Annotated in this window: 11 protein-coding genes; 2 read left to right on the top strand and 9 right to left on the bottom strand. The window is 60.5% G+C overall.

Annotation, left to right across the window (positions count from 1 at the left end; translation table 11 throughout):
* Position 1: 1 nt before the first annotated feature.
* The 5 genes from GGD53_RS02370 to lpxF form a co-directional block, all read right to left on the bottom strand.
* A complete protein-coding gene (locus GGD53_RS02370) occupies positions 2 to 946 on the bottom strand; it encodes a peptidylprolyl isomerase (RefSeq protein ID WP_184453193.1) in 945 nt (314 codons plus the stop codon).
* Between the two features lie 184 nt (positions 947 to 1,130).
* Complete coding sequence (locus tag GGD53_RS02365) at positions 1,131 to 3,461, bottom strand: LPS assembly protein LptD (protein WP_184453191.1); 2,331 nt, start codon at positions 3,459 to 3,461, stop codon at positions 1,131 to 1,133.
* Complete coding sequence (gene lptG / locus GGD53_RS02360) at positions 3,461 to 4,549, bottom strand: LPS export ABC transporter permease LptG (RefSeq protein ID WP_184453189.1); 1,089 nt, start codon at positions 4,547 to 4,549, stop codon at positions 3,461 to 3,463. The genes GGD53_RS02365 and lptG overlap by 1 nt, the downstream gene beginning before the upstream one ends.
* On the bottom strand, positions 4,546 to 5,727 hold the full coding sequence (lptF, locus tag GGD53_RS02355; protein WP_184453187.1) for an LPS export ABC transporter permease LptF: 1,182 nt from the start codon (positions 5,725 to 5,727) through the stop codon (positions 4,546 to 4,548). Before lptF ends, lptG begins: the two co-directional genes overlap by 4 nt.
* A gap of 99 nt (positions 5,728 to 5,826) precedes the next feature.
* Entirely contained in the window at positions 5,827 to 6,600 is a 774-nt protein-coding gene (gene lpxF, locus GGD53_RS02350; protein WP_184453185.1) for a lipid A 4'-phosphatase, read from the bottom strand.
* Positions 6,601 to 6,743: 143 nt separating this feature from the next.
* Here lpxF and GGD53_RS02345 point away from each other — a divergent pair, with 143 nt between their 5' ends.
* Positions 6,744 to 8,237: a leucyl aminopeptidase gene (locus GGD53_RS02345; protein WP_184453183.1), complete on the top strand. Its 1,494-nt coding sequence runs from the start codon at positions 6,744 to 6,746 to the stop codon at positions 8,235 to 8,237.
* On the top strand, positions 8,234 to 8,683 hold the full coding sequence (locus tag GGD53_RS02340; protein ID WP_184453181.1) for a DNA polymerase III subunit chi: 450 nt from the start codon (positions 8,234 to 8,236) through the stop codon (positions 8,681 to 8,683). The genes GGD53_RS02345 and GGD53_RS02340 overlap by 4 nt, the downstream gene beginning before the upstream one ends.
* 45 nt (positions 8,684 to 8,728) lie before the next feature.
* Here the strand turns inward: GGD53_RS02340 and GGD53_RS02335 are convergent, their stop codons facing one another.
* The 4 genes from GGD53_RS02335 to GGD53_RS02320 form a co-directional block, all read right to left on the bottom strand.
* Positions 8,729 to 9,655 carry a Gfo/Idh/MocA family protein gene (locus GGD53_RS02335; RefSeq protein ID WP_184453179.1) on the bottom strand — a complete coding sequence of 309 codons (927 nt, stop codon included), beginning with the start codon at positions 9,653 to 9,655 and terminating at the stop codon, positions 8,729 to 8,731.
* 100 nt (positions 9,656 to 9,755) lie between these two features.
* A complete protein-coding gene (locus GGD53_RS02330) occupies positions 9,756 to 11,795 on the bottom strand; it encodes a prolyl oligopeptidase family serine peptidase (protein ID WP_184453177.1) in 2,040 nt (679 codons plus the stop codon).
* Positions 11,796 to 11,928: 133 nt separating this feature from the next.
* Positions 11,929 to 12,363: a hypothetical protein gene (locus tag GGD53_RS02325; protein ID WP_184453175.1), complete on the bottom strand. Its 435-nt coding sequence runs from the start codon at positions 12,361 to 12,363 to the stop codon at positions 11,929 to 11,931.
* 78 nt (positions 12,364 to 12,441) lie between these two features.
* Positions 12,442 to 13,290 carry a polysaccharide deacetylase family protein gene (locus GGD53_RS02320; RefSeq protein ID WP_184453173.1) on the bottom strand — a complete coding sequence of 283 codons (849 nt, stop codon included), beginning with the start codon at positions 13,288 to 13,290 and terminating at the stop codon, positions 12,442 to 12,444.
* Positions 13,291 to 13,331: the final 41 nt, after the last annotated feature.

The raw sequence follows: 13,331 nt of genomic DNA, 5'->3' as shown, positions 1-13,331 counted from the left end.
GTCAGCGATAGGCGATCTGCGCCTTCTTGCGCAGTTCGTCCAGGTATTTCTTGCTGTTTTCGTTTTCCGGCGGGCCGTTCTTACCGGCCTTGGACTTGTCGAGATCCTCCTGGCGGAAGACCATTTCGGCGGCCTGGTCGTCGGAGACCTGGCGCTGACTGCAGATCGCCAGATATTCGACGCCCTTCTCGGTGACGCGGGTGCCTGTGGTGTTGCCCTTGGCCTGCTCGACCAGAGGCTTCCAATCCGGCGGGATCTCGGGAGCAAGCATGCGGCCGAGATCGCGCACGGAAACATCGCGCATCGTCGCGGCAAAGGTCTTTGCCTGATCACAGCCAGGAAATTTCGAGCGCGATGCCTCGGCCTCGCCCTTGCGCTTGCCGGTGATGGCGCCGCGCTTGGCCTCGGGAATGACGAAGATGACCTGCTGCAGCATATATTCCGTCGTCACCGGCTTCTGCTTGTTGTTCTGCATCATGCGCGAGACGAGATCATAGTTCGACAGCCGCGAGGTCGAGCCGTAGCGCGCATTGACGACGCGCGGCCAGCTCATCTGCACGGCGATGAAGCCTTTGAAATGGTCGACGCCGACGCCGGCGCGATCGAGGATCTGCGACATCTGTTCGACGGAAAGTTTGTTGCCGGCCGAAAAGCGTGCGAAAGACGCATCGACGTCCTGTTGCGAAACCGACATATGGACGCGGGCAACCTCCTGACGCTTGAGCGTCTCGTCGATCAATTGCTCCGTGGCGGTCTTGGCGTCGGCCTTGGTATGCTGCAGGCGCAGGAAGGCCTGACGCTTGGCGACATCGCCGCTGGTGATGGCTGTGCCGTTCACCACGGCCTGGACTCCGCTTGCTGCAAGCGCCGGGCCGGCAAGGCCCGTCAGCAAGGCAATCGCTGCGCCGGCGAGAAAGGCGGTTATGGCTTTTTTCGCGTCAATCATCTGTTGACCTCCCAATAGCGCCGCGAGAGGTTGATCGCGGCGTCCTTACCACAGTGCGAGACACGCGGAAATCGCTTCCATCGCGGCGCGAAACTCCTATGCCTCGGATATCGACTGGCGGCAATGTCCTGCACAGGCTTACGGCGAAAGAATGACTTGAGGCCATGTTTACGCCGTCCGCCGGCTAGTTGGAGAGAGTGTCGGAGCCGATCTTGATGTCGCCGAGCGTGCGGAACGTCAGCCGCGCGCCGATCGTCCAGTCGCTTGCCGACTCGTCGTCGGAATCCCTGCTATCCGTATAGGCGATCGTGAAGATCGTGCATTCGTCCTCATAGGAAAGGCCGAGTGTCCGGCGGCTGATCACATCGTTGTTCAGATCCCAGGCGATGCCGCCGAAGATCGACCAATAGTCCTTGAACTTGACCTTGCTGCTGGTCTGGATCTCGTCGTTGTCCTCGGCGAAGCCATAGGCCGGCTGGGCGCTGAGATGCGTGTAAGTCACCTGCGTCTGGAAGGTGTCGTTCTGGTAGGCTGTCGTCAGGTCGCCACGGCGAAACTCGAAATCCTTCTCGTCGAGCCGGTAGGAGGCCGCAACGGAAACACCGTACGGCGTTTCGACACCGCCGAGTCCGACATAATCGGAGCGGTCGGTTTCGAGGCCCGAATTCGCGCCGACATTGACGAGGTCATCGGTCGCGAACGAGTTCTGGCCGGCGATCTGATAAGACTGGCCGAAAATGCCGTGCAGCTTGTAACCGCTGTCGAACGTCCCGGTATACTGGAAGCCGACATTGGCGCGGGTGCCGCCTTCGACGCGGTCGTAACCTGAGAATTTATCGCGGTCGAAGAGCGAGGTGGCATCGAAAACGAAACTTTGTGCATCCTCGTTCGGCAGCCGGCCGGCGAGCTGCTCGTCGGGGCGCGCATAGATCTGGACGATCGGCTCCAGAATATGCGTGCTGTTATCAGTCGTCATCAGGATCGGATACCGCATCTCCAGCCCGGCGGTGAACATCGAGCGGGTGGCGGATTCGTCGTCAAGATAATTGCCGGCGTAACCGGTCGGGTCGTTCATGTTCAACGCGAAAGCGTCGCCGCGCGCTGCCAGAAGTGGCGTGATCACCAGACCGGTCGGCGTGACATAGGTGCGTTTCCATTGAAGTTCGGCCGTCAGGCGCGAAGTCTGGCCCTTCAGGCCGCGGAACCGGTCGAATCCGTCGACGGTATAGAAGTCGTCGTGTGTGCGCGAAATATTCGTCAGGTTGACGTCCGCAGAAAGTTCGCCGCCTGCAAGCGGCTGAGGCGCGACATAGTGATAATCAAGCGCGGGATAGACGATGGCCTGCTGCTTTTCGGCCGTGTTCGTCCGATCGGCATCCTGGACGTCGAAATAAAACGCCCGCATGTCGAAATAATTCCGTTTCCCAAGCCCCGTCAGGTAGATCTGGTTCGTGCGATCGGTGCCGCTCAAGCCGCGCAGCTTGTAGGTTTTCGAGAAATTGTTGTCGCTCTGCACCATGACGTCCCAGCCGAACGTCCAGCGCGGATTGATGCGGAACTCCGCCTTTGACGCCACCATGCCGCGCTGCTCGGCTTCGGCATCGCTGGTGCCGGAGCTGAAATTGCCCGGCTTTGCCTGATCGATGCCGGCGACGCGCAGGATATGCGTGCCGTTCTCGAAGCGCTGACGAAATTCGCCTTCGACGAGGAAGCCCTGGGCCGTGTAGCCGGTCGCCGTGACCGTCGCATCCATGCTCGGCGAGATCACATAATAATAAGGAATGGAAAGACCGAAGCCGAGGTTCTGCGACAGGCTCATCGTCGGGAACAGGAAGCCGGACTTGCGCTTCACCGTATTGTCGGGAACCTCGATGAACGGCACGAAGGCAATCGGGTAACCGAGTAGTTCGAAACGCGCCCGCTCCAGGCGGATCGTATGGGTCTCGCCGTTCTGGATCACGCGCTTGGCCTTGACCTGCCAGAAGGGTGCGCGCTTCGGATCTTCGGCGCAGGGAAGGCAGGCGGTATAGACGCCCTTGTTGAGAATCATCTTCGTGCCGCCGACCCGCTCGCCGCTTTCGGCGACGATACGGGTATTGTCGGCGGTTTCGATGCGCAGCGAGTTCAGGAACCCGTCGGCGAAATTGTCGGTCACGTCTAGGTTGTCGGCATAGATGCGGTTGCCGTCCGGACTGACGAGCTCGACATTGCCGAGCGCCATCATCCGACCGGTCTTCTGATTGTACTCGACCTTCTGGGCGACCATTTTGTAGCCGCCATAGTTGATCTGCACGCCGCCGATCGCCGACACAAGTTCGGCGTCACGGTTATAGACGAGTTCGTTGGCCGAAAGCAGAAGCTTGGCCCCTTCGGGAATCTTATTCTCGATATTTTGTTCAGGCGTGCTGGCCTGGCCATAGGAGGCCGGGGCGCTGCCGAAATAGGAACATAGAGCCGCACCGACAAGCAGGGCAACCAACTGTTTACTAAAATACTTGCGGTCGCCTACCGCCACTAGCCGTCCTCCTGATGAAGCAAAATAGTCGCGCCCAAGGCCAACGCGACGACGACCGGTATCCACGTCGCCACGAAGGGAGGCACGACTCCACTGCTTCCGAATGCTTTAACAAGCACGGTGATGACATAAAGCATGAAGCCTGACAGGATTCCACCCAGAATCACGGAGCGGGATTGGTTGAACCGGCTAAATTTTAGGGACACTGTTGCAGCAATGAGAGTCATGGCCACCAGCAGCAATGGCTGAGACAACAGGGAGTTGAATTGCGTCTCCAAGGCCTTGGTCGAGATGCCGAAGGATTTGGCCGCCGCAATGCGATTGGAAAGGTCAAAGAAACCAATTGTTTCCGGCGCTGTCAGCCGCTCCTGAACGAAATCCTGTTTCAGATTGGTGCGAAGTTGGACCGAAGTTTTGCGCAGCGGGATTTCGCCAGGCTTGCGCTCGACGACGCCGTTAAGCTGCCAGTAACCATCTTCCAACTTCGCCGTGGCGGCATCCTGTCTCAGAATGACTCGACCGCTTGAATCGAAATGGATCAATACGGCGTCGATCAGCTTGGTTCCGTTCTCCTGGACCGTCTGGGCGCCGATGATGACGTCGTCGCGGCCGCTGATCTGGCGGAGCCACGGGATCTGCGGCGCCTTGCGCAGAACTGCGTTTTCGCCACGCCAGTCGGACTCGACCAGCAGCGCCTGACGCTGTCCCCAGGCGGCAAGCGGGTTGAGCGCCGTCATCGTCAGCACGCCGAGCGCAATTGAGCCCGCGATGAAGGGAAACATGAACTGCCAGACAGAGATGCCGGCCGCGCGCGTGACCACGAGCTCATATTTCCGATTGAGGCCGATCAGCACCGTCATGCCGACGAAGAGGGCGACGAAGGGGATTGTCTGCTGCAGGATGAGCGGCAGGCGCACGGCGGTCATCACGATGCCGCCGCCGATCGTGTAGCCGGGCAGGCCGGACATGCGTCCCGCCGTCTCGCTGAAATCAAGCAGGAAGGCGATCGCCGATACGCCGATCAGAAACCAGCAGGTCGTCGCCAGGTAACGGCGAAAGAAATAACGCGACAATGTCCCGAACATCATTGGGCCGCGCCCCCGCCGGACCTGCTGGTCGCGGTAAGCAGTCTTTCCTGCATGCGTCTCCAGGAAGCCGATATCCCGTCCCAGACGAACGAAGGCATGACCAGCCGCTTGTGCAGGCCGAGAAAGATGATCGAGATGATGCTGCTGACGATCGGAATGGCGTAGAGAACTGCGATATATTCCGGATCGGTGTCGATTTGGTTTGCCGCGTAGAAGGCAGCCCATCGTAGCGCGAAAGCATAGCCGAGCGCGCTCACCATCGGATGCAGCCGCGCTTCCCGGTGCGAGCGCGCATCGCCGGCGATCGCCAGCGAAAACAGTGCAAAGACGACAGGCAGGATCCAGTCCGTCAGCCGTCGATGCAGTTCGGCGCGGTAGCTCTGGGGGCGGATCGTATAGTCCTTATCGTTCGGATCCGGATTGAACAGGAACCACAAGTCACGATCGCTGGCTTTCAGCGTCGCCTGACCGCGGCTCTCCGTCATGTCGGAGAGGTCGAAGGAATAGGAATCGAAATTGATGACCGAGACGTTGCCGTCGGGCGTTTTGCGATGCACCTCGCCGTCGTGCATGATCAGCGTCGTGCCGGTATCGTCGACGGCGCCTTCCTTGGCATAATAGATCAGCTCGTAGGCCGGGTCCCGCTCGTCGGCGACGAACAGGCCCTTCAGCATGCGCCCCGCTAGGCGCTGCGAGATCTGCACATAGAGACCCTCGTCGAGCTTGCGGAAGGTCTTTTCCTCGATGACCGAGGAGAGGAGATCGGCGTAGGTTTCGGCGATCATCTGACGCGCCACGGTCTTTGCCCGCGGCTCGACGATGTTGTCGACGAAAAAGGAAAAGACGCTGATGACGGCGGCAAGCAGCAGGATCGGCCGGACCAGAATAGTGCGCCGTGCCCCGGCCGCGTCGATGACGGTCAGCTCGGAATCGTTGTTCATCGTCGTCAGCGTCTGGGTGATGGCGATGACGAGGGCGAAAGGCAGCACCACGGGAATGATCGACGGCAGGATCATCGTCGCGAGCTTGGCGAACGAGCCGATCGACTGGCCGCTGTCGGTGACGAGGTTGATGCGCTGCAGAACCTGTGTCGTCCAAATGATCGCCAGCACGGGCAGGAGCGCCACGAGAAACATCTGGCCGACGCGCCGCAATATGTATGTCTCGAGTAGTTTCATGCCGGCCCTTGAAAGCACCTGCACGCCCAAACGGCTTGCAGGAGAATCCCTCTACGCTCTTTGTCGCGCTTTTGCGACAAGCAGGTGTCAAAAATTCATTCAAATTTCAGAATTTTTTTGGCCCTGTTGCGACTCAGTTAGCGCCAGCAGCGCGGCGAAGACGACAAGCGAGGAGAGCCATCCGAGCGTCACGTCGGAAAGATAATGCGCGCCGAAGGATAGCCGCATGGCCGGTGTCAGGATCGAGATCGCGGCGACGGGCGGCACCAGCGCATAACGCAGCGATTTCGGGATGAAGAGCAGAAGGCAGAACAGCCATCCAGCGCTCGCCGCCTCGCCGGAGACGAAGGAGCAGTTCGACACGCATTTGCCGGCAAGCGAGCCGGCCTCGACAAAATGCAGGCTCCCGCCGAAAATATCCGTCTGCACCGGCCGCGGCCGACCCCAATGTTCCTTCAGGATAACATTGACGAGCAGCACCGGCCCGATCAGCATCGTTCCGAGCGCGACTTTGAGCTTGCGCGCCCGCTCGGCGTTGAAGGTCGCGCCGTGCTGCTGGTAACATTCGATCAGTTTCCACGCCATGACGATCGCCACGACATAGGGCAGGCGGAAGAAGATGGTTCGCAGCAGGTCGAAATTCCCCGAGTCGCGATAGGGAAAGCCGCCGCAGATGCTCCCGGCAGCGGCAGTCGCGTCACAATTTGCGCCCACGAAAAAAAGCTGGGAAAAATAAATGTCTATTCCAGGGAAGGCGCGAAAGATGGCAAGCAGCGCCCACCACGCCCAGAACAGAAGCAGGAATGCACCGAAAGTCGTTTTCGGCAGGCGGATCACCGGTCTCCGCCATCGATTTTTCGAAAAAACTGTCAACGCGATTATCTGCAAAATTGACGAAAACATGAGGGCCTGGACAGCCGCGGGCGACCATAACAAGTGTCGCGAGCCATTGACAGACCCGCCAAACGCGAAATTATCCGCCAGGGACGGATTTCAAGAATCCCAGCGGAGAAGACATGTCAGCAAAGTTCGAAATTTCATTCTCGAAGTCGGTAAAGCTCAATGGTGGGCTGGCGATCCTGTTGAAGACTGCCGAGGCCGACAGCGCCGCAGGCGCCGAAACGGCTGATCCGGCAGGCGTGATCGCCAAGGCTGCGAAGATCGCCCGATTCTCCGCGAAATCCACGGCCGCGCTCGATATTGTCGCCCCGGAAGGCGCACCCGTCGATCGCATCGTCGTCATCGGGCTTGGCAAGGCCGGCGAACTCGCCGCCCATGACTGGCTGAAGGCAGGCGGCGCTGCGGCATCGAAAATCAAGAATACTGACAAGGCCGCCATCTTCATCGACGTGCCCGGCCTCGAGACGAACGCACGCGCCGCCGCCGATTTCGCGCTGGGCATGCTGCTGCGCGCCTATAGCTTCGATGCCTACAAGACAAAGAAGAACGACGACGAGGAGAAGCCGGCAAAATCGGTCAAGGTGACGATCATCACCGCCGATGCGGCCGGCGCCAAAAAGGCGTTTTCCGATTCCGAAGCGATCGCCGGCGGCGTCAATCTCGCCCGTGACCTTGTCAACGAACCGCCGAACGCGCTTGGACCTGTCGAATTCGCCGCCAGGGCGAAGGAACTGGAAAAGCTCGGCGTCGAGGTTGAAATCCTGACCGAGAAGGAAATGCGCCGTCTCGGCATGGGCGCGCTGCTCGGCGTCGCGCAGGGCTCCGTGCGCCCGCCGCGTCTGGCGGTCATGCAGTGGAAGGGCGGCAAGAGCAAGGACCGTCCCGTCGCCTTCGTCGGCAAGGGCGTCGTCTTCGATACCGGCGGCATTTCGATCAAGCCGGCCGCCGGCATGGAGGACATGAAGGGGGATATGGGCGGCGCCGCAGCCGTGACCGGCCTGATGCATGTGCTCGCCGCCCGCAAGGCGGCCGTCAACGCCGTCGGCATCATCGGCCTGGTCGAGAATATGCCCGATGGTAACGCCCAGCGTCCGGGCGACATCGTCACCTCAATGTCCGGCCAGACGATCGAGGTGATCAACACCGATGCCGAAGGTCGCCTCGTGCTTTGCGATGCGCTCTGGTATTGCAATGATCGCTTCAAGCCGCAGTTCATGATCAATCTGGCCACCCTGACCGGCGCAATCGTCGTGGCGCTTGGCAACGTGCATGCCGGCCTGTTCTCCAATGACGACCAGCTTTCCGCCCAGCTGACGACGGCCGGCCTTTCCACAAACGAGAAACTCTGGCGGATGCCACTCGGCAAGGATTATGACAAGCTGATCGACAGCAAATTCGCCGACATGAAGAACACCGGCGGCCGTCAGGCCGGCTCGATCACCGCGGCGCATTTCCTCAAACGCTTCGTGCAGGACACGCCCTGGGCGCACCTCGACATTGCCGGCACGGCGATGGGCTCGCCGCAGGATGAGATCAACCAGTCCTGGGGTTCCGGTTTCGGCGTGCGCCTGCTCGACGAGCTCGTTCGCGCCCATCATGAATCCCGATGACCGACGTTCTCTTCTATCATCTGACCGAAACCAGGCTGGAAGACGCGCTTCCGCCGCTCCTCGACAAAAGCATCGAGCGCGGCTGGCGCGTCGTCGTCCAGACGAGCGAGGCCGCGCGGCGCGATGCACTCGATGCGCATCTTTGGACGTTTCGCGAGGAGAGTTTCCTGCCGCATGGGATCGACGAAGGCGATTTTGCCGAAAACCAGCCGGTGCTTTTGACGGTCACGTCGGACAATGCCAATGCGGCGACCGTGCGTTTCATCGTCGACGGCGCCGAGCCGCCGTCGGCCGATGCCTATGAGCGCGTCGTCTTCATGTTCGACGGCCACGACCAGGAGCAGCTGGAAGGCGCCCGCGTGCAATGGAAGAAGCTGAAAGGCGAGGGGCATAACCTCACCTATTGGCAGCAGACGCCGGAAGGGCGGTGGGAGAAGAAGGCTTGAGCGGGTCCTTGCCGTCGGAGCCGACCGGCAAGGACCTCAAATGACTCAGTCGTGGAAGGCCTCGACGAATTTCCGCTTTCCGAGCATGAAAGCATCGGCGACGTGGCGCAGGGGGGCGAGATCGACATCCGATTTGCCCGCCTTGATGATTTCGGCAAAGCGGCGATAGAGCGAGGGATATTCCTGTTCCGGTTCGGCGAATGTCAGCTTACCGTTGATGGAAAGCTTGGCGCCGCCCTCGGAGAGGACCATTTGGCCGGCTGCCGTTTCCGCGACGATGTCCCAGCTCTGCTTGCCGGTCTGGCGCCAGTCGAATTCGGCATGAACCGGCAGGCCGTCTGCATCGCGGAAGTGAATGTCGGCGGCGATCGGCGCATCGCGATTTTCCGGGAATTCCAGCACAGCCCCGGTGATGAAGACCTGCCGCGGCAGGATATGGGTGACGATCGACAGCGCATTGATGCCGGGATCGAAAACGCCGAGGCCGCCGGCCTGCCAGATCCAGTCCTGGTTCGGATGCCAATGGCGGACATCCTCTTTCCAGATCACATGCACGCTTTTGATCGTCGTTGAGGCAAGAAAGGCCTTGGCGGCTTCGACGGCCGGCGCATAACGCGAATGCCAGCTGGCAAACAGCGACGCACCCTGCTTGTTCGCCAGCGCCTCGAGGTCGGCCACTTCGCTCAGCGTTGCACCCGGCGGCTTTTCCAGGAAGACATGCTTGCCGGCAACGAGCGCCTTATACGCCGCTTCATAGCGGTATTGCGGCGGCATGCACAGCGAAACGGCATCGATCGTGGGCTCGGCGTCGAGCATCGCGTCGATCGTGGTGTAGCTGTTGATGCCTTCGACCGTGCCGTGACGGCTTGCCGTGGCGACGAGCTTGAAATCCGGGTTCTTGGCGATGGAAGGAAGGTGCTGGTCGCGGACGATCTTGCCGACGCCGACGATGGCGAGATTGATAGGGGACATGGTGCTTCGCTCGTGCCTGTATGAAAAGTATGATTTATTGAGCCTGTTTGTAGCAGAAAGAAGAGCGCCGACAAGCTCTGCTCCTCCATTCCTTTCGATCCTAACGCATGATGGTCTCGCGAAGGAAGCTGTAACCCATCGCCGCGCGGGCGGCGCGCTCCTCGGAACTGCCGTCGCCGCCATGCCCGCCCAAGCCGAATTCGTGGAAGAGCAGCTGATGTCCTTCTTCCTCCAGCCTCGCAGCAAAACGGCGCGCATGCGAAGGGTGCACGCGGTCGTCATTGGTGGAGCTTTCAACATAGATCGGCGGATAAGTGATCTCGCTGGCCGGCCTGATACTGTGAAGCGGCGAATAGCCGAGCATGAATTCCCGGTCCGCCGGCGTCTCCGGATCGCCATATTCGTCCATCCACGCCTGGCCGGCGCTGAACAGGTGGAAGCGCGTCATGTCGAGCACCGGCACCTGGCACCAGACCGCGCCGAAATCGTGCGGGTAGCGCGTCAGCATCACACCGGTCAGCAGGCCGCCATTGCTGCCGCCCTGGCAGGCGATCCGCGATGGCACGGTGTAGCCGCGAGCGACAAGATCGCGGGCGATAGCGACGAAATCGGCAAAGGCCCGGTCTCGCCCCTGCCGCTTGGCGCTGCGATACCAGTCAGGCCCGAACTCACCGCCGCCGCGGATATAGGCCTGCACATAGGCGCCGCCTTGTTCCAGCCAGCGGCCGGTTACGCCGGAGTAATTCGGCGACAGCGCAACGTCGAATCCGCCATAGCCGTAGATCAGCACCGGCAGTGCGCCCTTGGTCCACCGTCGTGGCAGCACCAGCCGGTAGGCGACCCTGGTCCCGTCCTCGGACACAGCCTCCAGCAGTTCCGATGACATATCGCTCGCATCGAAATAGCTCGGCGCCGCCGCTGTGAAGATCGGCTCTGGCTCTCTGCTGCGATCGGACAGTTCGAGGCGGTAGCAGGTCGGCGGCTGCAGGAATCCCTGGCCGACGATGTGAAGCGTGTCGTCGCCAAGATGCAGATCCGCATGGAGCGGCCTGACATAAGCCGTCTGCATCTCTGCCGGCAGCGGGATTTCCCGCTGTTCGGCATCGGGCTGTGTCAGGTCGAGCACCAGAAGACGCGGCCGCAGCCGGTCGGAAACGATGAAGACGCACCATTCGCGCATCAGCATCATCTGCGAAATCGACTGGCCCTCACCAGGCTGAAACAGGATCCGTTCCGGCCCGAGCAGCGCCTGCGAGGCGGGATCGAAGGATTGTAGCACGAGGCTGCCGGTCGCAACGCGCTCGTCGGTCTTTGCCCGCCAGAGGCAATGATTATGATTGAACTGAAAATCTGCCTCCTTGGGCAGATCGATGTGCCGTTGCGCGCCATCATCGGCGGTGAGGAAAGCGCTCGCCACACCGATTTCGTGTCCGGCGATGAAAATGTCGATCAATCCGGCATCGGCCGATGCGCCCGATAGCGCAGGGTCGATGACGAGATTGAAGCCATAGACATCCTCATCGGCGGCTTCGAACATGATGGCGGCATCTTCCGGGCGCTGCCCGCGCTTCAATCGCCGCCCGACGCGCGGCCATCCCGAACGGGTCGCCGAAAATCGGTCGATCGAGCCGAAATAACAGATCTCATCGCGGCTCAGCCAGGTAGCATGTGACCGCGCGGCGGGCGTGTCGAAACCGCCCTTCACGATCTGTTTGCGCTCGGCGTCGAATTCGAGCAGACGGACCAGGTCGGAGCCGCCGTCCGAAAGCATCAGCAGGACGCGCGTCGGCTCCCACGGGCAGGTGACGGCGCCGCGCCAGCTCCAGCGCTTGCCCTCGCTGCCGCAGAAGGCGTCAAGATCGAAGACCGGCTCCCAGGTGGCATCGGGCAACGGCGGCTGGTCGGCCGGCAGGCGCAGCCAGAGGCCAAGCGGATTATCCTTGGACTGGCGAAAGTCGAACAGCCATCCCCCGCGGCGCATCGGCACGATCAGCCTGTCCTGCCGCTCGATCAGCGCTTTGATCGCGTCGCGATCTTCGGCAAATTGCGGCGTTCTCAATGCCGCGTCGGAGAGCGCATTATGTTCGGCGATGAACTGGCGGGTGCGTGGATCTTCGTCCGTTTCGAGATGAAGGTTCATGTCTGAGCTGCCGGCTTCGTTGATTTTGCATAGATTTAGCGCATGATGCGGATAAACGTGAGCGGTTTTCTGCTTCACGCTCTGACTTCCAAGTGGCTCATCCCTGGCAAGCGAGCGCGCTCACATGGAGTGTTTACTGTCCAAATCCGGCGTCATGAGCCTTTTTCAGCGCGTCGCATCCTCCAAGCTCTTTCGTAGCAGTCGATGCCCATTCCTGCACTTGTTCGTCGGACATCGTTAACTTGGGGTTTCCATTTTGAGCGAGCAGTTTCAGGCCTGCGCCCTCCATTTTTGCGATAGCTGCCTCGACGTCTTTGTAGATCTCAGTTCCTGAATCGCAACCCTGCTTCTCGATATACCCTAGAAATCGGGGGCGCATCGGGCTCGGTTCTGCCCCGCAATATTTTTCCGCGAGAACATGAGCGATAAGCGCGTATTCAAGTCCCATGAATCGGGACTCGACTGCTTCGTTGGGGTTGAAACTGTTTCTGCAGAAATTTGCAGATTCAGCATGGGCAGCAGCGAACGGCGCGGAAGCGAATAACGCGCCACAGAGATAGCGAAACAAATCACTCTCCTCCTAACATCCTCTCGACTAAAAGTAGCGGCGTTGCGGTCTGGTCAACACTCGCCGAAAAGGCATTTCTTAGCGGGTCGCTATGAAATCGGCCGAGGCGACGAGGTCGTTCGGTACCTGCGGCTTCTTGAACTTCAGCGTCACGACTTTGTAGCCTTCGGCTTCGAGTTTCGAAAGCAGGGTCGGCAACATCCTCGCGGTGCGCTTGTGGATGTCGTGCATCAGAACGATGCCGCGGCCGCGCTTGTGCAGCAGGTTCATCGTCCGCTGCGTCACGGACAGGGGTGTGCTGGTGAAATAGTCCTTGCTGTCGATGTCGACATCCATGACGACCATGTCGCGCATTGCGATGGCGGCGCGCAGCCTCTGGCTCTCGGCGAGATAGGGGAAGCGGAAGAAGGAGACGTCTGTTCCCGTCGCCTTGGTCACCGCCAGCTCGCCCTTGAGCACCTCGTCCATTGCCGCATCGAAGCTCAGCGAGGTCAAGTTGGCATGGTCATAGGTGTGACTGCCGATCGCATTGCCCTCCATTGCCACCTTGCGCGCCAGCGCCGGATGCATCTCAGCCATCTCGCCGACCATCATGAAGGCGCCCTTGACGCCGAACTGGTCGAGAATCGCCAGCACCTTGTCAGTCCGGCCGGGGATCGGGCCATCGTCGAAGCTCAGAATGACTTCCTTGTCGTTGAGCTTGAGATCGACAAGCGAGGAGACCTCCAGCGTCCGTCCGGAAAGGTGATGCGGGCCGGCAAAGAGCGGCGTTGCATCATCATTGGCGGGCTTGCCGGAAGGCATTCGTCCCTCGGGCGCAACCACCGAAGCGGTTTTGATCGAGGTGTCGGGAGCTTGTCTGGTCGTGCTGCAGGCGGAGAGGGCGGCCGCAAGGGCGATGCAGGAAAGGACGAAAAATCGATGCATAGAAAGGGCTCAACAAATCAGTAATGAATGTTGAGACAACC

The organism is Rhizobium aethiopicum (assembly GCF_014197535.1).
Classification (GTDB): domain Bacteria; phylum Pseudomonadota; class Alphaproteobacteria; order Rhizobiales; family Rhizobiaceae; genus Rhizobium; species Rhizobium aethiopicum_A.
The sequence above is the reverse complement of the archived record's forward strand: the minus strand, read 5'-3'. Positions and strand labels throughout refer to the sequence as shown.